Here is a 20,162-nt window from a genome sequence, read left to right as displayed (position 1 = left end):
CAGGCTCATGACAGTTCATGATCATGTCAATAGCGCGGGGGCCTTCGCGGACGCGGCCGGAAAACGAGACCGGCGCCCGTCAAGTGGGCGCCGGTCGAAGCGAGTTGAGGACGGTGGCGGCTCAGCCGACCAGGCCGTCCGCCATCTCCTCCGTCAGATTGGACTCCGTCCCGGGGATCCCCAGGTCCTGGGCCCGCTTGTCGGCCATCGCGAGCAGGCGGCGGATCCGGCCCGCGACCGCGTCCTTGGTCAGCGGCGGGTCGGCGAGCGCGCCCAGTTCCTCCAGGGAGGCCTGCTTGTGCTCCATGCGCAGCCGGCCCGCCGCCGCGAGGTGCTCGGGGACCTCCTCGGCGAGGATCTCCAGGGCGCGCTGGACGCGGGCCCCGGCGGCGACCGCGGCCCGCGCCGAACGGCGCAGGTTGGCGTCGTCGAAGTTGGCGAGGCGGTTGGCGGTGGCCCGGACCTCGCGGCGCATCCGCCGCTCCTCCCAGGCCAGCACCGACTCGTGCGCGCCGAGCCGGGTGAGCAGCGCGCCGATCGCGTCGCCGTCCCGCACGACCACCCGGTCCACACCGCGGACCTCGCGTGCCTTGGCCGCGATCTGGAGCCGCCGGGCGGCACCGACCAGGGCGAGGGCCGCCTCCGGGCCCGGGCAGGTCACCTCGAGGGACGAGGAGCGGCCCGGCTCGGTCAGCGAGCCGTGCGCCAGGAACGCGCCGCGCCAGGCGGCCTCGGCGTCACAGGTGGCCCCCGAGACCACCTGGGGCGGCAGGCCGCGGATGGGACGGCCGCGGCCGTCGACGAGACCGGTCTGGCGCGCCAGCTGATCGCCGCCCGCCACGACCCGTACGACGAAGCGTGAGCCTCTGCGCAGGCCGCCCGGGGCCATCACGATCAGCTCGGAGCTGTGCCCGAAGATCTCCAGAATGTCCCGCTTGAGCCGGCGCGCCGCCATCGCGGTGTCCAGCTCCGCCTCGATCACAATGCGGCCGCTCACCAGGTGCAGCCCGCCCGCGAATCGAAGAATCGCCGAGACCTCCGCCTTCCTGCAGCAGGTCCGGGTGACGGGCAGCCGGGAAATCTCGTCCTTCACCGCCGGCGTCATCGCCATGGGCCGATCCTTCCATGCATCCGAAAAATACGGTCGTACGCGGCGGCCAACAGCTCCGGATCGTGCTTCGGAGAACCATCGGGCCTGGCCACGGGCGCCAGCTCGACCTCGGCTCCGAGCCGTTTCGCGGCTTCGGTCAGGCTCCCCCGGTCGGGCACGGCGGCCACATCGGCCAGCACCACGTCGAAGGCGAGTTTAGGGGCGTGTCGTCCCAAAACCTCCAAATGACGCTGCGGTGAGAAGCCATCGGTTTCACCCGGTTGTGGCGCGAGGTTCAGCGAGAGGACCTTGCGGGCCTTGGTCTCGGTGAGCGCGTCGAGCAGTTCGGGGACCATCAGATGCGGGATGACGGAGGAGAACCAGGAGCCCGGGCCGAGCACCACCCAGTCCGCGTCGAGCACCGCGGCGACCGCTTCGGGGACGGCCGGCGGGTCGTGCGGGACCAGTTGCACGGAGAGCACCTCGCCGGGCGTGAGCGCCACCGTGGCCTGCCCGCGCACGGTGTCCACGTCCTCGGGGCGCGCCACGTCGTGCCCCCGTACGAGGGCTTCGAGCTCCAGCGGCACGGCCGACATCGGAAGCACCCGGCCCTGGGCGCCGAGCAGCTTCCCGACCAGATCGAGGGCCTGCACATGATCGCCGAGCTGTTCCCACAGGGCGACGATCAACAGGTTGCCCACCGCGTGCTCGTGCAGCTCGCCCTGGGACTGGAAGCGGTGCTGGATGACCCGGGCCCAGGTCTGGCCCCAGTCGTCGTCGCCGCACAGCGCGGCCAGCGCCTTGCGCAGGTCGCCCGGTGGCAGCACGCCGAGTTCCTCGCGGAGCCGGCCGCTGGAGCCGCCGTCGTCGGCGACGGTGACGACGGCCGTCAGGTCGCCCGTGATGCGGCGCAGGGCCGCGAGCGAGGCCGACAGGCCCATGCCGCCGCCGAGCGCGACGACCTTGGGCTGGGCGCCCCGCTTGCGACCGGTGCGCAGCACCGGCCCGGCGGTGCGCCGGCGGTACACCTTCACTCGCGCCCCATGTCCCGGTGGACGACGACGGTCTCGATCCCCTCGGAGGCCAGGCGGGCGGCGAGCTTCTCGGACATGGCGACCGAGCGGTGCTTGCCGCCGGTGCAGCCGACCGCGATCGTCACGTACCGCTTGCCCTCGCGGCGGTAGCCCGCGGCGATGAGCTGGAGCAGCTCGGTGTACTGGTCGAGGAACTCCTTGGCGCCCGGCTGCCCGAAGACATAGCCCGACACCTCCTCGTTGAGGCCGGTGTAGGGACGCAGCTCCGGCACCCAGTGCGGGTTGGGCAGGAAGCGGCAGTCGACGACCAGGTCCGCGTCGACCGGCAGGCCGTACTTGTAGCCGAACGACATGACGGTGGCGCGCAGCTCCGGCTCCTCGTCGCCCGCGAACTGGGCGTCCATCTTGGCGCGCAGCTCATGGACGTTGAGGCTGGAGGTGTCGATCACCAGGTCGGCGTCGCCGCGCAGCTCGCGCAGCAGGTCGCGCTCGGCGGCGATGCCGTCGACGATGCGGCCGTCGCCCTGGAGGGGGTGCGGGCGGCGCACCGACTCGAAGCGGCGCACCAGGGCGTCGTCGGAGGACTCCAGGAAGACGATCCTGCGGGTCACCTCCTTCGCGTCGAGGTCGGCGAGCGACTCGCGGAGGTTGTCGAAGAACCTGCGGCCGCGCACGTCGACCACGACGGCGATGCGCGCCACGTTGCCCTGGGAGCGGGCGCCGAGCTCCACCATGGTGGGGATCAGCGCGGGCGGCAGGTTGTCGACGACGAACCAGCCGAGGTCCTCCAGGCACTTGGCAGCGGTGCTGCGCCCGGCGCCGGACATACCGGAGATGATCACCAGCTCGGGGATGGGCGTATCGGCCCCGCCGGCCTCGATCGTCGTGCCCGTACTCACGTCTACTCCCGCGTCTCGGTCTTCTTCGTGCTGGTCAGTCATGTCGTGCTGCCCCCGTCGTCCTCTTCAATGATCTCTCCTGTCGCCGTGTTCACGGCGGGCGCGGCCGGAACCGCTTCGGCGAGGGCCGCGGCAACGGTCTCGGCCGTCTTGCGGCCTATGCCGGGGACCTCGCAGATCTCGTCGATTGTCGCCGACCGGAGCCTCTTCACCGAGCCGAAATGCTTGATCAGAGCATGCTTGCGGGTGTCGCCGAGGCCGGGCACCGCGTCCAGCGGCCCCGCCTTGAAGCGCTTCGTCCGTTTGGCCCGCTGGTAGGTGATGGCGAAGCGGTGAGCCTCGTCACGCACCCGCTGGAGGAGGTAGAGCCCCTCGCTGGAGCGGGGCAGCACCACCGGGTCGTCCTCCTCGGGCACCCAGACCTCTTCGAGCCGCTTGGCGAGGCCGCATACGGCGATGTCGTCGATGCCCAGCTCGTCCAGGGCCCGCTTGGCGGCGGCGACCTGGGGCCGGCCGCCGTCGACGACCAGGAGCTGGGGCGGGTAGGCGAAGCGCTTGGGGCGGCCGTCCTCGTCCTGGAACGCGGACACCTCGCCCGGCGGCGGGGCGGACACGGGGGCCGCCGGCTCGCAGGGGACGCCCCGGTCCGGCGCGTCCGTGGGCCCGAGGGGAGCCCGGCCGGACGCGTCCGGCAGTTCGTCCGCGACCTGGCCGGGCATGTCCGCGCCGTCCTGGCTCTCCTCCTCGACCCACTCCCCCGTGCGCGCCTTCTCCGACAGATAGCGCTTGAAGCGGCGGCTGATCACCTCGTGCATGGACCGGACGTCGTCCTGGCCCTCGAAGCCCTTGATCTGGAAGCGCCGGTACTCGCTCTTGCGGGCGAGGCCGTCCTCGAAGACGACCATCGAGGCCACCACGTCGTCACCCTGGAGGTGGGAGATGTCGAAGCACTCGATGCGCAGGGGCGCGCTGTCCAGCTCCAGGGCAGTGGCGATCTCCTCCAGGGCCCGCGAGCGCGTCGTCAGGTCCGAGGCGCGCTTGGTCTTGTGCAGCACCAGGGCCTGCTGGGCGTTGCGGGCGACCGTCACCATCAGCGCCTTCTTGTCGCCGCGCTGGGGGATGCGCAGCGAGACGGCCGAGCCGCGCCGGCTCGCCAGCCAGCCGCTCACCGCGTCCATGTCCTCGGGGAGCGCGGGAACCAGGACCTCCTTGGGTACGGAGTCGCCGGTCTCCTCGCCGTAGAGCTGCTGGAGCGCGTGCTCGACCAGGCCCGCGGTGTCCACCGCCTCCACCTTGTCGGTGACCCAGCCGCGCTGGCCGCGCACCCGGCCGCCGCGCACGTGGAAGATCTGGACGGCCGCCTCCAGCTCGTCCTCGGCGACCGCGATGAGGTCGGCGTCGGTGGCGTCGTTGAAGACGATCGCGTTCTTCTCCAGGGCCTTCCTGAGCGCCCCGAGGTCGTCCCGGAGCCGGGCCGCCCGCTCGTACTCCATGTCCTCGGCCGCGGCCATCATCTGCTGCTCGACGCGGCGCAGGTAGGTGCCGGTGCGGCCCGCCATGAAGTCGCTGAAATCCTCGGCCAGTTCGCGGTGTTCCTCGGGGGTGACGCGGCCGACGCAGGGGGCCGCGCACTTGCCGATGTAGCCGAGCAGACAGGGGCGGCCGATCTGGGCCGAGCGCTTGAAGACGCCCGCCGAGCAGGTGCGGACCGGGAAGACGCGCAGCATCAGGTCGACGGTCTCGCGGATCGCCCAGGCGTGCCCGTAGGGGCCGAAGTAGCGCACGCCCTTCTTCTTGGCGCCGCGCATGACCTGGACGCGCGGGAACTCCTCGTTCATCGTCACCGCGAGATAGGGGTAGCTCTTGTCGTCGCGGTACTTGACGTTGAAGCGCGGGTCGAACTCCTTGATCCAGGAGTATTCGAGCTGGAGCGCCTCGACTTCGGTGGCGACGACGGTCCACTCCACGGAGGCGGCCGTGGTGACCATCGTGGCCGTGCGCGGGTGCAGACTCGTCAACGGCTGGAAGTAGTTGGCGAGCCGCTGGCGCAGGGACTTCGCCTTCCCGACGTAGATCACCCGGCGGTGTTCGTCGCGGAATTTGTAGACCCCCGGCGAGTCGGGGATCTGTCCCGGCTTGGGGCGGTAGCTGGAGGGGTCTGCCATGGCCACCACCCTACTGGCGGCCGCTGACAACCCAGCCGCTCCCGGCCCCTCTGGGCCTCCGCCCCAGCCCCCGCTCACACCTCGAACGCGCTCGCCCCCAACCGCCGGCCGGGCTGAGGCGGCCTTTGCCGGCCCGCACCGGCCCTGCGTCCCCAATCGCCGGGTGCCAATGGCTCCCATGCGGGCCTGCGCCCTCAACCGCCGGCCGGGCTGAAGAAGCCGATGCGGGCCGGCACCTGTCCTGCCAGGGGCGCGGGGAACTGCGCGACCAGCCCACGCACGGCCCGAGGATGGAGACCGGCCTCCTGGGGCTCCGCCCCAGACCCCGTTCGCGCCTAAAGGGCGCTCGTCCTCAATCGCCGGACGGGCTGAGGATGCCCACATGGGCCGGCACCGAGCAGTTACAGCCTGAGGGGGTCGATGGAGCCCAGCACCAAGTAATCAAGGGGCGCGAGGAACTGCGCGAGAAGCGACCACGGCCCGCAGACAGGAGCAGGCTTCAGGGGCGCGGGGAACTGCGCGACCAGCCACCCACGGTGGACAGGTGAAAGCGGTTTTGGGGGCGCGAGGAACTGCGCGACCAGCCACCCACGGTGCAAGGACGAAAGCGGGTTCCAGGGGCGCGAGGAACTGCGCGACCAGCGACCCACGGTGGACGGGCGAAAGGCGGTCAGGGGGCGGAACGCGCAGGTCGGGGCCCGCCGGGGCACGGGCGGGAGGGGCGGGCCGGGGCCGGGCGGGAGGGATGGGCCGGTGCGGGGCGCGGCGTCGGGCCCCGCACCGGCCCCGGCCGCTACACCCGCCCCGCCGCGCGCCGACGGCGACGCCACGCCGTGCCCAGCAGACCGAGCGCCAGCCCCGCCCCGGCCACGGCGGACACCGGGGCCAGAGCGGTGTCGCCTCCGGCGACGGCCGCCCGGGTGACCCCCGCGGCCTCGGCGGGCCCGGCATACCCGCCCGCCTTGCCCGACCTGTCGTACGCCGACCCCGGCAGCTTGTCCCCGTACGCCCGCAGGACGCGCTGGTGGTAGCCGGCGAGGCTGGTGCCGCCCGCGCCGATCGCCTTGACGGCGTCCTCGTCGAGCGGCAGCACCTCGCTGTCCTTCGTCACGTACCAGGCGTTGATCTGCGGCTCCTGGAACACGGTGCCGCCGGGGAGTTTCGCGGCGCCGGCCGCGGCGTAACGGGACTCGTCGTCGCCGGTGGCTATGTTGACCACCTTCCAGGACGAGCCCTGGGGGACGGTCCACAGCGAGGCCTTGCGGCCGTCGGAGGCGACGGCCGTGGAGGCGAGGTATTCGAGCTGCGCGACGGGGGCGCCCGCCGTGCCCGCCACGAACCCCGGCGAGAGCGTGTACACGGGCACCGCGTCGCCCTCGATGTGCGGGGCGACGGCCGTGAGCGCCACCTTGCCGTCCCGGGCGAAGAAGCGGGAGAGCGTGGAGAGGGTGGTGGGTGCGGACGCGGCCTGGCGGGCCGCGGCCTTCGACTGCGCGGAGGCGTTCGGCACCTGGTCGGCGACGGCGTGGGGGGCCGCGAGACCGAGGAGCGCGACGGCGGCGGTCACGGGTGCGAGGCGGGTCACCTTCATCGTCGTCACGCCCCGATCCGGTACAGCGAGTGGGTCCAGGAGAAGGAGTTGTTGTTCACGTACCAGTCGTGCGACGCCCAGTTGTAGCGGGTGCTGGAGGGCCAGGGATCGCCCCAGTACACCCAGCTGTTGGCGTCGTCGTAGCCGTACACGACGTGCATGTGACCGCCGCCGCTGGACCACTGGATGCGGGTCTCGATCGGACGGTTGTTGTTGATCTCGGTCTGCACGGTCGAGTAGCGCAGCCAACCGGTCACATACGAGCCCGGGTTGATGCCCGCCCAGTCCAGGGCGTTCTGCACATTGCCCAGGTTCGCCTGCCAGTTGGGGCAGTCGTAGCCCTGCGTCCGGCCGAACGCGGCGTTGCAGAACTGGTTCTGGGTGTACGAGCGGCCGAACCAGGTGGCGATGGTGTTTCCGCTGCCGGCCCAGCACCAGTTGTCCTTCTGCTGCGCCTGCATGGTGATGTTGAGGCGCTTGGAACCGGCAGCGCTCGCCGCGGCGGCTGCGGAGGGCACCGGCTTGTCGCTGTGCGGGGCGGCGGTGGCTGTTGCCGTGGGGGCGGCAAACAGGGCCGCCACCACGAGGGTGAGGGCGGACAGCCGTCTGTTCTTGCTGCGCATCGCGTTCCTCCCATGGCGGGGTGGGGGGTTGGGGATGGTGGAGGATCGCGTCCGGACGCTTGTTGTCGAGCATCGGCCGTTGTCGAGAACAGGTCAACGCGCTTCAATGCGGGGTGGGACGCGGGTGTGAACGAAGTGGCCGGAGTGTGAACAGCTCCTTCCCCGCCACCAGGTTTTCCCCGACCTGCTGACGCCCCGCGTCCACCCCCCACCGTGAACGTTCACTGAGGAGTCCCCCATGCTCCACACCGAGGCCGACTTGAAGCAGGTGCTCCACACCGGCCCGTTCCATCTGGCGCTGCGGGCCGCGCTGTCCGTCCGGGGCCTGCCGCTCCAGCGCGTGCAGCACCATCTCGCCGGGCGCGGCATCAAGGTCGGTGTCACCAGCCTGAGTTACTGGCAGCAGGGCGCGCGCCGGCCGCAGCGCCCCGAGTCGCTGCGCGCGGTCCGCGGGCTGGAAGAAGTACTGGGCCTGCCCGCGAACTCCCTGCTGCGCCTGCTCGACGACGCCTCGGCGACCGAGGTCGAGCGTCCCGCGGGGCGCTCCTACCGTTCGCTCGTCGAGGCCTCGGGGGTGGTGGAACAGCTCATCGCCGGTCTCGAAACCCCCGTGGACGGCGGCCTCCACACCGTCGGCCATCATGAGCGCGTCCGCATCGGCGCGGCCCGCGAACTGCGCGGCCGCGACTCGCAGCACGTCGTACGGGCCCATCGCGACGGCATCGACCGCTATCTGGCCATCCACCGCGGAGACGCCGGCTGCGATCCCGCCCGGGTGGAGGTGCGCGCGGGCGAGAACTGCCGTACCGGCCGCGTCCGTTGGGACGCCGCCAGCGCGGTCCTGGTCGCGGAACTCCTCTTCGACACCCGGCTGCGGGCCGGCGAGACGTATCTGTTCGGCTACGGCTTCGAGGACGGTACGGGCGGCACGAGCCGGGAGTACGTACGCGGCTTCGCCTTCGCGGGCGGCCAGTACGTCCTACAGGTGCGGTTCGACGAGCGGGCCCTGCCGGCCCGCTGCCGCCGCTTCGCCCAGACCTCCACCGGCGCCACCCGCTCCGGCCGCAGCGACCTCACCCTCAGCGGGCGCCACCGCTCGGTCCACCTGGTGGAGCAGGGGGTGCGGCCGGGGATCCTGGGGGTCGACTGGGACTGGGAGTGAGCGCGGGGTGCCTGTAGGGCCGGGGGCGGGAGGGCTGCCGGGTCGGCCGTCATGGACCTGCCGCGTCAGGCGTCGAGTGCCTGTCGGGCCGGGGAGCGGGAGGGTCGCCGGGTCGGGCGTCCTGGACCTGCGCGTCAGGCGTCGAGTGCCTGTCGGGTCAGGCGTCCGGCCCAGCCACGAGCTGCCTGTCCGGTCAGGCGTCCGGCCCCGCCACGAGCTGACCGTCCTTGAGCTTCACCGGAACCGGGGGCAGCGGCACGGTGGCCGGGCCGTGGACGGGCTTGCCGGTCATCACGTTGAAGCGGCTGCCGTGGCAGGGGCAGTTCGCGTGATCGTCCTCGATCTTGTCCAGGAGACAGCCGGCGTGCGTGCACTGGGCGCTGAACGCCTTGTACTCGCCCTTGGCCGGGCAGCTCACCATGACCCGCTGCTCGCGGTAGAGCTTGGCTCCGCCGACGGGAACCGCGTCGGGCGAACCGAGCGGCTCGGGGGCGGTGGGCGTGGGGGTTTCGGCGTGCCCGAGCTTGGAGTCGGTGGAGCAGGCGGCCACGCCGACCCCCGCGACCCCGGCGAGGGCGGCGCCTTTCAGCACGGTGCGACGGGCGGCGGGCTGGCCGGTCATGGGCTGTCTCCACTGTTCACTGGTCTTGTCCTGGTCGGCCGCTCGGCGACCGGTCCGGCCGCCGCAACCGACCCGGGTTGCCCCATCGACGATACCGGCGCAGATCGCCCGCTCGGCGCCGGGGCTCTCCCCTCGGCGGGGCTGCCCGCGCGGCCGTGGGATGGGTTACGTTCTGGGCCGTGATCGTCGTCGCCGGAGAATCCCTCATCGACCTGGTGCCGCAGCACCCCGAGGATCCCCTGGGGCCGCTGACGCCCCGGCTCGGTGGCGGCCCGTACAACACTGCGGTGGCCCTCGGGCGGCTCGGGGCGCGGGCCGCCTTCTGCTCCCGGGTCTCCACGGACGGCTTCGGCGAGGCCCTTCTCGGCGGGTTGCGCGCGGCCGGGGTGGACACGTCCCTGGTCCAGCGCGGCCCGGAGCCGACGACCCTCGCCGTGGCGACGCTGGCACCGGACGGCTCGGCGGGGTACGGCTTCTACGCGGACGGCACCGCCGACCGCCTCTTCGCACTCCCCCCTCAACTGCCGCCCGCCGCAACCGCGTTGGCCCTCGGCACCTGCTCCCTGGTCCTGGAACCGGGCGCGAGCGCCTACGAGGCACTGCTGCGCCGGGAGTCCGGGCGGGGCCTACTGACCCTGCTCGACCCCAACATCCGCCCGCCCCTGATCCCGGACCCCGACGCCTACCGCGCCCGGTTCCGCGACTGGCTGCCGTACGTCTCCGTCCTGAAGCTGTCCCAGGAGGACGCCCAGTGGCTGGGCGGAACGCCCGAGGAGTGGCTCGCGGCGGGCCCCCGGGCGGTGGTCCTGACGAAGGGCGCGGACGGCCTGACGGCATACACCGGCGACGGCGCCGAACACTCCGTCCCCGCCGAGCGGGTGGCCGTGGTGGACACGATCGGCGCCGGCGACACGGTGAACGCGGCCCTGCTCCACCACTTCTCGGACCACACCGCCCTCACCTCGGCGAACTGGCCGAAGGCCCTCCGCTACGCGGCGAGGGCGGCCGCCCTGACCTGCACGAGGGAGGGGGCCCAGCCCCCCACGGCGGAGGACCTGAGAACGCGCCCCTAACCCCTCGGAGGCAAGGACGCCCTCGCCTCCGACCCCGACCCCCGAGGGAACCCCGCCCCGAGCCCACTGGGCGCCGGGCCTCAGGAGCCCCAACCGCACCAACCCTCAAGGGAGTTGAGGGTCGCCAACCCCCGGGGGGTTCGGGGCAGAGCCCCCGGGGGCGAGGCACACAACCCCGCGGGGGGCGAGGCGCGCAGCCCCTGGGGGGTCGAGGGGCGCAGCCCCCGGGACAGCAAGGGGCGCAACCCCGGGGCAGAGCCCCCCGGGGGGGCGAGGTGCACAACCCCCGCGGAGGTCGAGGCTCGCGGCCCCCGGAGCAGCAAAGGGCGCAACCCCAGGGCCCCCGGGGGGGGCGAGGTACACAACCCCCGCGGAGGTCGAGGCTCGCGGCCCCCGGAGCAGCGAGGGGCGCAACCCCCGGGGCTTCGGGGCAGAGCCCCCGGCGAGGCGCACAACCCCCGCGGGGGTCGAGGGGCACAGCCCCCGGTGGGGTCGAGGGGCGCAGCCCCCGCGGAGGTCCGGGGCGGAGCCCCGGGAAAACACCCCCCACCCCCACCCTCAACCCCCGGCGGGTTTCGGGGAGGGGCGGGGTGGGGCGAACTCAGCCCTTCCGCGCCCGGGCCACCTTCTTGGCGGGGGCCGCCTTCTTGGCCGGCCCCGCCTTCGCCGAGGCAACCGCCTTCTTGGCCGCCGCCCTCTTCACCGGCTTCCGCCCCGAAACCGCCGCGTCACTGATCCGGTCCGCCCCCAGAATGTCCCGCAGGAACTTCCCGGTGTGGCTGGCCGGCTCCGAGGCCACCTCCTCGGGCGTGCCCTCGGCGATGACCAGGCCACCCCCGTTGCCGCCCTCGGGACCCATGTCGATCACCCAGTCCGCCGTCTTGATGACGTCCAGGTTGTGCTCGATGACGATGACCGAGTTGCCCTTGTCGACCAGCCCCGAGAGCACCTTGATCAGCTTGGAGATGTCCTCGAAGTGGAGCCCGGTGGTGGGCTCGTCTAGCACGTACACCGTGCGGCCCGTGGAGCGCTTCTGGAGCTCGGAGGCGAGCTTCACGCGCTGGGCCTCGCCGCCCGAGAGCGTGGGCGCGGACTGCCCGAGCCGGACGTATCCGAGCCCGACCTCGTTCAGCGTGCGCAGATGGCGCGCGATGGTCGGGACGGCCTCGAAGAACTCCAGGCCCTCCTCGATCGGCATGTCCAGGACCTCGGCGATGGACTTGCCCTTGTAGTGGACCTCCAGGGTCTCCCGGTTGTATCGCGCCCCGTGGCAGACCTCGCACGGGACGTACACGTCCGGCAGGAAGTTCATCTCGATCTTGATGGTGCCGTCGCCCGAACAGTTCTCGCAGCGGCCGCCCTTGACGTTGAAGGAGAACCGGCCCGGCAGATAGCCCCGGACCTTCGCCTCCATCGTCTCCGCGAACAGCCGGCGGACATGGTCGAAGACGCCGGTGTACGTCGCCGGGTTGGACCGCGGGGTGCGGCCGATGGGCGACTGGTCGACGTGCACGACCTTGTCGACGAGGTCGTCCCCGTCGACCCGGGTGTGGCGGCCGGGCACGCTGCGCGCCCCGTTCAGCTCCCGGGCGAGGTGCGTGTAGAGGATGTCGTTGACCAGCGTGGACTTGCCCGAGCCGGAGACGCCGGTGACCGCGGTCAGCACGCCGAGCGGGAACGAGACGTCGATGTCGCGGAGGTTGTTCTCCTTCGCGCCGTGCACGGTGAGCCGGCGCGTCGGGTCGGTGGGGCGCCGGACGTCGGGCAGCGGGATCGACTTCTTGCCCGCCAGGTACTGGCCGGTCAGCGACTCCTTGTTGCTGAGCAGCTGCTTCAACGGCCCGCTGTGGACGACCTTTCCGCCGTGCTCACCGGCGCCGGGGCCGATGTCGACGACCCAGTCGGCCACCTTGATGGTGTCCTCGTCGTGCTCGACGACGATCAGGGTGTTGCCCATGTCGCGCAGGCGTACCAGCGTCTCGATGAGGCGGTGGTTGTCGCGCTGGTGCAGCCCGATCGACGGCTCGTCCAGCACGTAGAGCACGCCGACCAGGCCGGAGCCGATCTGGGTGGCGAGCCGGATGCGCTGGGCCTCGCCGCCGGAGAGCGTACCGGCGGCGCGGTTGAGCGAGAGGTAGTCGAGGCCGACGTCGACCAGGAACTTCAGCCGCTCGTTGACCTCCTTCAGGACCCGCTCGGCGATCTTCTTGTCGCGGTTGTTGAGCTTGAGTTCGCCCAGGAAGTCCGCGCAGTCGCTGATCGACATCGCGGCGACCTCGGCGATGGACTTCTCCATCACGGTGACCGCGAGGACCAGGGGCTTCAGGCGCGTGCCCTCACAGGTGGGGCAGTGCACCTCGCGCATATAGCCCTCGAAGCGCTCGCGGGCGCCGTCGCTCTCCGCCTCGGAGTGTCGGCGCTTGACGAACGGCACCGCGCCCTCGAAGGCCGTGGTGTACGCCCGCTCCCTGCCGTACCGGTTGCGGTAGCGGACCTCGATCTGGGTCTTGTGGCCGTAGAGCAGCGCCTTCTTGGCGCGCTGCGGAAGGCCGGCCCAGGGGATGTCGGTGCGGAAGCCCAGCTCTGCGGCGAGTGCGCCCACCAGGCGGGCGAAGTAGTCCTTGGTGTGACCGAGCGACCACGGCGAGACCGCTCCCTCGTCGAGGGACTTGTCCACGTCGGGGATGATCAGGTCGGGGTCGACCTCCATGCGCGTACCGATGCCGGTGCAGTCGGGGCAGGCGCCGAACGGCGAGTTGAAGGAGAAGGAGCGCGGCTCCAGCTCCTCGAAGGAGAGGTCGTCGTACGGGCAGTACAGGTGCTCCGAGTACATCCGCTCGCGCTCGGGGTCGTCGGCCGCGAGGTCGACGAAGTCCAGCACGACCATGCCGCCGGACAGGCCCAGCGCGGTCTCGACCGAGTCGGTCAGGCGGCGCTTGGCACCCTCCTTCACCGTGAGGCGGTCGATGACCACCTCGATGGTGTGCTTCTCCTGCTTCTTGAGCTTGGGCGGCTCGGCGAGCTGGATGGTCTCGCCGTCGACCCGGGCCCGGCTGTAGCCCTTGGTCTGGAGGTCGGCGAAGAGGTCGACGAACTCGCCCTTGCGCTCGCGCACCAGCGGCGAGAGCACCTGGAAGCGGCTGCCCTCGGGCAGTTCGAGGACCTTGTCCACGATGGCCTGCGGCGACTGGCGGGAGATGGGCCGGCCGCACTCGGGGCAGTGCGGCTTGCCGATGCGCGCGAACAGCAGACGCAGGTAGTCGTAGACCTCGGTGATGGTGCCGACCGTCGAGCGCGGGTTGCGCGAGGTCGACTTCTGGTCGATGGAGACCGCGGGCGACAGGCCTTCGATGAAGTCGACGTCCGGCTTGTCCATCTGGCCGAGGAACTGGCGCGCGTACGAGGACAGCGACTCGACGTAGCGGCGCTGTCCCTCCGCGAAGATCGTGTCGAAGGCGAGCGAGGACTTGCCCGACCCGGACAGACCCGTGAAGACGATGAGGGAGTCACGCGGCAGGTCGAGCGAGACGTTCTTGAGATTGTGCTCGCGCGCGCCACGGACGATGAGACGGTCGGCCACGCCGGTCCGCACCTTTCTAGAGGGAGCGAGGGGGCTCCAGGAGCCCCCGTCCCAGGGTATGGGGGGCGCCACGGTGATGTCGTTGATTCTTGGATGAATCCGGACAGGTTCCACAACGGTTTTGAGGGGGGACCCATTCCCGAGCGTATAGCACGCACATTCGAATTATGGACTCGTCCAGCCACCTTCACCCAATCGAGTGGCGGGGCTATCGTCGGCGCCATGATTGATCACGCGCGCGACCTGGCCTCTGTACGCGAAGCCACCGAACGGCTGCTCACCGCAGCCGCCGCACTGGACAACGTCTCCGTCGCCGAGCCGTCACGGCTTCCCGGCTGGAGCCGCGGCCATGTGCTCGCCCATGTCGCACGGAACGCGGACGCGCTCGTCAATGTGCTGGCCGGGCGGCCCATGTATGCGAGCGCCGAGGCCCGGGACGCCGACATCGACCGTGACGCGCCCCGCCCGCTGGACGTCCAGCTCGCGGACGTGCGCGACAGCGCGGCCGGCTTCCAGGCGGAGGGCGATCGGCCCGCCGACTGGTCGCGCACGGTCGAGCTGCGCAACGGCGTGACGGACGCGGCGGCCCGCGTGCCGTTCCGGCGCCTCGTCGAGGTCGAGCTGCACCACGTGGACCTCGGGATCGGTTATGAGCTCGAGGACCTCCCCGCGGACTTCGTCCGGCGGGAGACCGAGTTTCTCGCCGACCGGTTCGCCGGCCACAAGGACCTTCCGTCGATCACCCTGAGCGACGACACCGGCGGAACCTGGACCACCGGGGGCGGCGGCCAGGGCGACCCCGTCCGGGTGAGCGGTCCGGCGGCGGACCTCGTCGGCTGGCTCGCGGGCCGGCGTGACGGCGCCGCCCTCAAGGTGACCGGCGGAGCACTTCCCGCCCTGCCCCCGCTGTGACCCCGGCGATAGGCTGAGCCCATGACGTACAGCGGAGCGGTGAAGGCCGGCGGTCCTGCCGACGTGCACGAGTTGACGGACCTGATGATCTCCAAGGTCGAGGTCGGGTCGATGGGCAACAACGCGTATCTGCTGCGCTGCCGGAACACCGGCGAGCAGCTGCTCATCGACGCGGCCGCGGACCCCGCGACGCTGCTCACGCTGATCGGTGACGACGGCATCGCGTCCGTCGTCACCACGCACCGCCACGGCGACCACTGGCAGGCGCTGGCCGAGGTCGTCGCCGCGACGGGCGCGCGCACCTATGCGGGCCGCCATGACGCCGAGGGCATCCCGGTCGCCACGGACGTCCTCGTCGAGGACGGCGACACGATCACGGTCGGCCGCGTCGAGCTGACCGCGCGCCACCTCGTCGGCCACACCCCGGGCTCGATCGCCCTGATCTACGACGACCCGCACGGCCACCCCCATGTGTTCACCGGCGACTGCCTCTTCCCCGGCGGCGTCGGCAACACCTGGAAGGACCCGGAGGCCTTCGCCAGCCTCCTCCACGACGTCGAGACCAAGCTCTTCGCCGCCCTGCCCGACGAGACCTGGGTCTATCCCGGCCACGGCAACGACACCACCCTCGGCGACGAGCGCCCGCATCTGCCGGAGTGGCGCGAGCGCGGCTGGTAGCCGGCGGGCAGCGGCTCGCGCCACCCGTCCCGCCGAGGCGAACCGCCCTCGCCACGCGCCGAAGATGTCCATGCCTCGATGGTGGCACCCGCCACTGACAATCGGGCTCGGCCCCGTGCGCCCGCCCGCCTCCCACGAAGCTCCCGCACGCCCCGTAACGGCCGTTCACGGTGGGTAGTTGGCGCGGTATGCCCACCACTACTCCCCCGGGTCCGCCCACGCCCCCGTCGATGCTCCGCCTCGCGGCCGCCTCGCTCGCCGGCACGGCCATCGAGTTCTACGACTTCTTCGTGTACGGGACAGCGGCCGCTCTGATCCTGGGCCCGCTGTTCTTTCCCACGTTCTCCGCGCTCGCGGGAACCCTGGCCGCCTTCGGCACCTTCGGGGTCGGCTTTCTGGCCCGCCCCCTGGGCTCGGTCCTCTTCGGACATGTCGGTGACCGGCATGGGCGCCGCCCGGTCATGTTCGCCTCGCTCGCGCTGACCGGCCTCGCGACGGTGGCGGTCGGCTGTGTGCCCTCGTACGCCACGATCGGCGTCGCGGCGCCCTTGCTGCTCATGGTGCTGCGCTTCCTCCAGGGCCTCGGGCTCGGCGGCGAGTGGGGCGGCGCGGTGCTGCTCACGGCCGAGCACGCGCCCGCCCACCGGCGCGGCCTGTGGACGAGCTTTCCGCAGATCGGCCCCTCCATCGGATTCCTGCTCGCCAACGGAGTCGTCCTCGCGCTGTCCGCGGGGCTGAGCGACGCCCAGTTCCGCGACTGGGGGTGGCGGGTGCCGTTCTGGGCCGCCGGGCTGCTCGCCCTGGGCGGGCTGCTGCTGCGGACCTCACTGGCCGAGACCCCGCACTTCCGTGAGATGGGCGAGCCGGCCAAGCTGCCACTGCTCGAAGTGGCGCGCGGCCACTGGCGGTTGGTGCTGCTCACGGCGGGCGCTCTCGCGATCGGGTACGCCCTCTTCTACACGGTCTCCACCTGGTCGCTGGTGTACGCGACACAGCGGCTCGGGGTGGACCGCACGGTGGCGCTGGTCTGCGTCATGGCGGCGGTGGCGATCATGGGCGCGGTGACCCCGCTGGCGGCGCTGCTCGCCGACCGCTACGGGCGCAAGCCGCTGTGCCTTGCGGGGTGCGGCGCGGCGGTGGTGTGGATGTTCCCGATGGTGGCGCTGCTCGGGACCGCCGAGCCCTTGTGGATGTTCGCCGGGTTCCTCGGCGCGATGCTGGCGTTCATCACGATGTTCGGGGTGATCGCGGCGTATCTCCCGGAGCTGTACGAGCCGAGGGTGCGCTGCACGGGGGCCGCGGTCGGCTACAACCTGGGCGGGGTGCTGGGCGGCGCCCTGACGCCGATCGCGGCGACGGCGCTGGCCGGCCGCGACGGGCCGCCCTGGGGCGTCGCCGCGTATCTGGTCGGGGTCGGGCTGCTGAGCCTGGCCTGTTTCGCGCTGCTGCCGGAGACCCGTCCGGCGCCGGTGGTACAGCCTGTGTCCGGGACGGAATCGGAGGCGGCCCCCGCGTAGGGGGGCCGCCCTGATCCGCGCGGTCAGGCGCCGATGCTGTCCTTCTGGGGCTCCTCGGCCGCCTGCTTCCGGGCGGCGACGAGGCTGGTGATGGTGGTGATCACCAGGACGCCGCAGATGACGCCCAGCGAGACGGGGATGGAGATCTCGGGGACGTTCACCCCGTTCTCGTGCAGGGCGTGCAGCACCAGCTTCACGCCGATGAAGCCCAGGATCACCGAGAGGCCGTAGCTGAGGTGGACCAGCTTCTTGAGCAGCCCGCCGATCAGGAAGTAGAGCTGGCGCAGACCCATCAGCGCGAAGGCGTTGGCGGTGAAGACGATGTACGGGTCCTGGGTGAGGCCGAAGATCGCCGGGATCGAGTCCATCGCGAAGAGCACGTCGGTGGTGCCGATGGCGAGCATGACGACCATCAGCGGCGTCATGATCTTCTTGCCGTTCTTCGCCACGAACAGCTTGGTGCCGTGGTAGCGGTCGGCGACGCCGAACTTCTTCTCGACGGACTTCAGAAGGCGGTTCTCCTCGAACTCCTCCTCCTCGTCGCCGGAGCGCGCCTCCTGGATGAGTTTCCAGGCGGTGTAGATCAGGAACGCGCCGAAGATGTAGAAGACCCACGAGAAGTTGGCGATCACCGCGGCACCGGCCGCGATGAAGATCGCGCGCAGTACCAGGGCGATCAACACGCCGAAGAGCAGCACCCGTTGCTGCAACTGCGAGGGCACCGAGAACTTCGCCATGATCAGGATGAAGACGAAGAGGTTGTCGACGGAGAGCGACTTCTCGGTGATGAAGCCCGCGAAGAACTCTCCGGACGCCTGGCTTTCGCCGAAGAACAACAGGCCGAGACCGAAGAGCGCCGCCAGCACGATCCAGACCACGGTCCAGACGCCGGCTTCCTTGACCGACACGTCATGGGGCTTGCGCCCGATGAAGAAGTCGGCCGCGATCAGGGCACACAGACCGAGGATGGTCAGTACCCACATGGTCATTGAAACGTCCACTGCGCCTCCGGCGTCGTACGGCTACTGATCAGCGTCGTCGCTGCCGGAGGTCTCTTCCACCCGGGCGCCTTCCCTCGCGCCGCGGGCCGGCGCCCCGGGACCCGTCCCGTGGGTCCGTATTGACGGGAACGCCGCAGTCGGGAGTACTCCCCTCCGCTGAAAGCAGCCTACCCGAATAACCAAGAGAAGGTAAAGAGATGGGTAAAGAAGATACAAAAGGCCAGCTCGGAGGCGTCCGGGCCGACCCCGAACGGCCGAGCCGACGCCCCCGGCGCGGGTAATCCGCTAATGGGGCCAGGCGGCACGGGCCTCGCCGACCCGGCCGAGCACCTGCTCCAGGACCCGGCTGCCGGGCGGCGCGAGCGGCGGCTCGTACGTCCAGGCGTGCCCCACCCACGGGTCGGCGAGATGGTCGTCGGGGGCCGGGGTCAGGCGCAGCAGCGAACGCCACAGCGGCTGGAGGACCGGCCCGTACTCACTGGCCTCCTCGCGGTCGGCGATCATGAGCAGGTGCACGCCGACCGAGGGCCCCTCGTCGGCGAGGTAGCGCAGCTGGTTGAGGGCGCGGTCGTCGAAGCCGTGCGGGAAGTCGTTGACGATGAGGAGCTGTTCGGCGGTGTCCATACCGGGCGGCAGCGCGTCGGCACCGGCCCCGGCCCGTACCGCCATCTGTACGAGGTCCACCCGCTCGGTGAGCTTGGCGAGCACCTCGGACACCCCGGCGGCGCCCGCAGCGGGCGGTGCGGCGAGCACCCCCGAGCGCGTGAGCGGGGCGAGCCGCGCGGCGGCGGTGCCCGCAGGGTCGATGACGTGCACCGCGAACTCGTGCGCCGGGTAGACCGCGAGCAGCCGCGCCGCGATGGCCACCGCGGTGTCCACCGCCAGGCGCTTGACCTGGTCGGGATCCAGGAAGGCGGCGGCATCGAACCCGCTGCGGCCGGAGTCGATCCACAGTCCGCGCTCCAGAGGCAGCCGGACCAGCATCGGAATGCGCAACTTGGGCTGCTCGGGCAGGTGGAGGTCGCCGATCCTCAGCGCCATGGGGAGCTCCATCGGCACCCGGTAGGCGTGCCACACCGGGTTGTCCCAGCGGGCGTACGCGGGCGGCAGCGCGGGCTCGACGACCTCCGACTCGGCGGTGAGCTGGGCCAGATCGCGGTCGAGTACCTCCCTGGCCCGGTCGACGAGTTCCTCCCGCTTGCCGCGGGCCTCATCGCGCGCCCGGTCCCCCGCTGAGCCCAGGCGGGCACGGGGGTCGGACAGGGCCCGGTCGAGCTCCTGCCCCAGCCGCGAGTCCGCGAAGTCGACGGCGCTGCGGTAGGCGGCGACGGTGCGGGCCAGGTCCTCGAACATGCCCCACACCTGGTTGTAGAGCCGCTCGTCCATGGACCAGCCGCTGGCATCGCCCGCGACGGGCCGCGCGGGCTCGCCGGGGGCCGCGGGCGGCGCGACGGGGGCGGGCGGCGGCGGGGTGCTGGTCTGGCGCCGCGGATGGGCGTAGTTGATGGGGCCGCCGTCGCCGACCGCCTGCTGCGGCACGGCGGCGGGCGGCTGAGCGCCGGCGGGCGCGGGCCGGCCCGAGGGTCCGGTACCGGACGTACGCACCCGCGCGTCGTCGCCCGTACGGGGCGGGGGCGCCGCCACCGAACGGGAGACGCCGAGCGTGACCGCCTCCTGGATGGCGGCGGCCACCTGGGCGGCCTCGGCCAGGCCCTGGGCGGCCAGCAGCGCGGCGAGGCCGCCCTCATAGCCCTGGCCGATGGCGCGGATCTTCCAGGCGCCCTGGCGGCGGTAGAGCTCCAGGGCCACCACGGCCGACTCGGCGCCGAGACCGGTGAGGGTGAAGCTGGCGATCTCGGTGCCGTCCAGGCCGGTCACGGCGACGAAAGGCGCGGCGACCGCGGCGAACCGGCTGGGCCCCGGCGTCCCGAAGGGAAGCGCGAGCAGCACGTCGACCCGGTGGACATCCTCGCCGAGGGCCTCCAGGTCCACCGCGAGGCGGTGGTCGGCCGCGGCCTGCCGGGAGACTTCCAGGCCGGGCAGCGTCGGCGAGCCGGGGTGGGCGACCCGCTCAGCCGCCCCCACCCTGCCCTGCTCGTCGCCGAGCGTGGCGGCGGCCACCACCGGGGTGCCGGCCGACACCCGGATCTCCAGTCGGGTCACGGGCAGGGGATGGTTCTGTCCCCGTACCAGCTCGGCCGTCATCGCCTCTGTC

15 protein-coding genes are annotated in these 20,162 nt (G+C 71.9%); 5 read left to right on the top strand and 10 right to left on the bottom strand.

Annotation, left to right across the window (positions count from 1 at the left end):
- Positions 1 to 121 precede the first annotated feature (121 nt).
- From whiA to N4G70_RS05300, 6 genes are all read right to left on the bottom strand, one after another.
- On the bottom strand, positions 122 to 1,111 hold the full coding sequence (whiA, locus tag N4G70_RS05325; protein ID WP_161247460.1) for a DNA-binding protein WhiA: 990 nt from the start codon (positions 1,109 to 1,111) through the stop codon (positions 122 to 124).
- Positions 1,102 to 2,124 (bottom strand): uridine diphosphate-N-acetylglucosamine-binding protein YvcK, encoded by a 1,023-nt coding sequence (gene yvcK, locus N4G70_RS05320; protein WP_261711184.1) that lies wholly within the window; start codon positions 2,122 to 2,124, stop codon positions 1,102 to 1,104. Before yvcK ends, whiA begins: the two co-directional genes overlap by 10 nt.
- Positions 2,121 to 3,065, bottom strand: coding sequence for an RNase adapter RapZ (rapZ, locus tag N4G70_RS05315; protein WP_261711183.1), 945 nt, complete (start codon positions 3,063 to 3,065; stop codon positions 2,121 to 2,123). Before rapZ ends, yvcK begins: the two co-directional genes overlap by 4 nt.
- Entirely contained in the window at positions 3,062 to 5,188 is a 2,127-nt protein-coding gene (gene uvrC, locus N4G70_RS05310) for an excinuclease ABC subunit UvrC (RefSeq protein ID WP_261711182.1), read from the bottom strand. The genes rapZ and uvrC overlap by 4 nt, the downstream gene beginning before the upstream one ends.
- A 793-nt stretch (positions 5,189 to 5,981) precedes the next feature.
- Positions 5,982 to 6,779, bottom strand: a complete 798-nt coding sequence (locus N4G70_RS05305; protein ID WP_261711385.1) for a hypothetical protein — start codon at positions 6,777 to 6,779, stop codon at positions 5,982 to 5,984.
- Between the two features lie 5 nt (positions 6,780 to 6,784).
- Positions 6,785 to 7,402 carry a papain-like cysteine protease family protein gene (locus N4G70_RS05300; protein ID WP_261711181.1) on the bottom strand — a complete coding sequence of 206 codons (618 nt, stop codon included), beginning with the start codon at positions 7,400 to 7,402 and terminating at the stop codon, positions 6,785 to 6,787.
- Positions 7,403 to 7,640: 238 nt separating this feature from the next.
- On the opposite strand from N4G70_RS05300, the gene N4G70_RS05295 reads away from it, so the two are divergent.
- Entirely contained in the window at positions 7,641 to 8,564 is a 924-nt protein-coding gene (locus N4G70_RS05295) for a hypothetical protein (RefSeq protein WP_261711180.1), read from the top strand.
- Positions 8,565 to 8,757: 193 nt separating this feature from the next.
- Here the strand turns inward: N4G70_RS05295 and N4G70_RS05290 are convergent, their stop codons facing one another.
- The gene (locus N4G70_RS05290; protein ID WP_261711179.1) at positions 8,758 to 9,186 is read right to left on the bottom strand and encodes a Rieske (2Fe-2S) protein; all 429 of its coding nucleotides are present in this window, start codon (positions 9,184 to 9,186) and stop codon (positions 8,758 to 8,760) included.
- 179 nt (positions 9,187 to 9,365) lie between these two features.
- On the opposite strand from N4G70_RS05290, the gene N4G70_RS05285 reads away from it, so the two are divergent.
- Positions 9,366 to 10,259: a carbohydrate kinase gene (locus tag N4G70_RS05285; RefSeq protein WP_261711178.1), complete on the top strand. Its 894-nt coding sequence runs from the start codon at positions 9,366 to 9,368 to the stop codon at positions 10,257 to 10,259.
- A 601-nt stretch (positions 10,260 to 10,860) separates the two neighbouring features.
- Here N4G70_RS05285 and uvrA read toward each other — a convergent pair.
- A complete protein-coding gene (gene uvrA / locus N4G70_RS05280) occupies positions 10,861 to 13,839 on the bottom strand; it encodes an excinuclease ABC subunit UvrA (protein WP_261711177.1) in 2,979 nt (992 codons plus the stop codon).
- A 222-nt stretch (positions 13,840 to 14,061) separates the two neighbouring features.
- On the opposite strand from uvrA, the gene N4G70_RS05275 reads away from it, so the two are divergent.
- The 3 genes from N4G70_RS05275 (at position 14,062) to N4G70_RS05265 (ending at position 16,946) form a co-directional block, all read left to right on the top strand.
- The gene (locus tag N4G70_RS05275) at positions 14,062 to 14,751 is read left to right on the top strand and encodes a maleylpyruvate isomerase family mycothiol-dependent enzyme (protein ID WP_261711176.1); all 690 of its coding nucleotides are present in this window, start codon (positions 14,062 to 14,064) and stop codon (positions 14,749 to 14,751) included.
- A 21-nt stretch (positions 14,752 to 14,772) separates the two neighbouring features.
- Positions 14,773 to 15,429: an MBL fold metallo-hydrolase gene (locus N4G70_RS05270; protein WP_261711175.1), complete on the top strand. Its 657-nt coding sequence runs from the start codon at positions 14,773 to 14,775 to the stop codon at positions 15,427 to 15,429.
- 230 nt (positions 15,430 to 15,659) lie between these two features.
- The gene (locus N4G70_RS05265) at positions 15,660 to 16,946 is read left to right on the top strand and encodes an MFS transporter (RefSeq protein ID WP_261711174.1); all 1,287 of its coding nucleotides are present in this window, start codon (positions 15,660 to 15,662) and stop codon (positions 16,944 to 16,946) included.
- 23 nt (positions 16,947 to 16,969) lie between these two features.
- Here N4G70_RS05265 and N4G70_RS05260 read toward each other — a convergent pair whose 3' ends face one another.
- Both N4G70_RS05260 and N4G70_RS05255 read right to left on the bottom strand, forming a co-directional pair.
- The gene (locus tag N4G70_RS05260) at positions 16,970 to 17,947 is read right to left on the bottom strand and encodes a TerC family protein (protein WP_261711173.1); all 978 of its coding nucleotides are present in this window, start codon (positions 17,945 to 17,947) and stop codon (positions 16,970 to 16,972) included.
- 285 nt (positions 17,948 to 18,232) lie between these two features.
- The gene (locus N4G70_RS05255; RefSeq protein ID WP_261711172.1) at positions 18,233 to 20,152 is read right to left on the bottom strand and encodes a TerD family protein; all 1,920 of its coding nucleotides are present in this window, start codon (positions 20,150 to 20,152) and stop codon (positions 18,233 to 18,235) included.
- Between the last annotated feature and the right edge of the window lie 10 nt (positions 20,153 to 20,162).

The organism is Streptomyces sp. ASQP_92 (genome assembly GCF_025399895.1).
Taxonomy (GTDB): domain Bacteria; phylum Actinomycetota; class Actinomycetes; order Streptomycetales; family Streptomycetaceae; genus Streptomyces.
The sequence above is the reverse complement of the archived record's forward strand: the minus strand, read 5'-3'. Positions and strand labels throughout refer to the sequence as shown.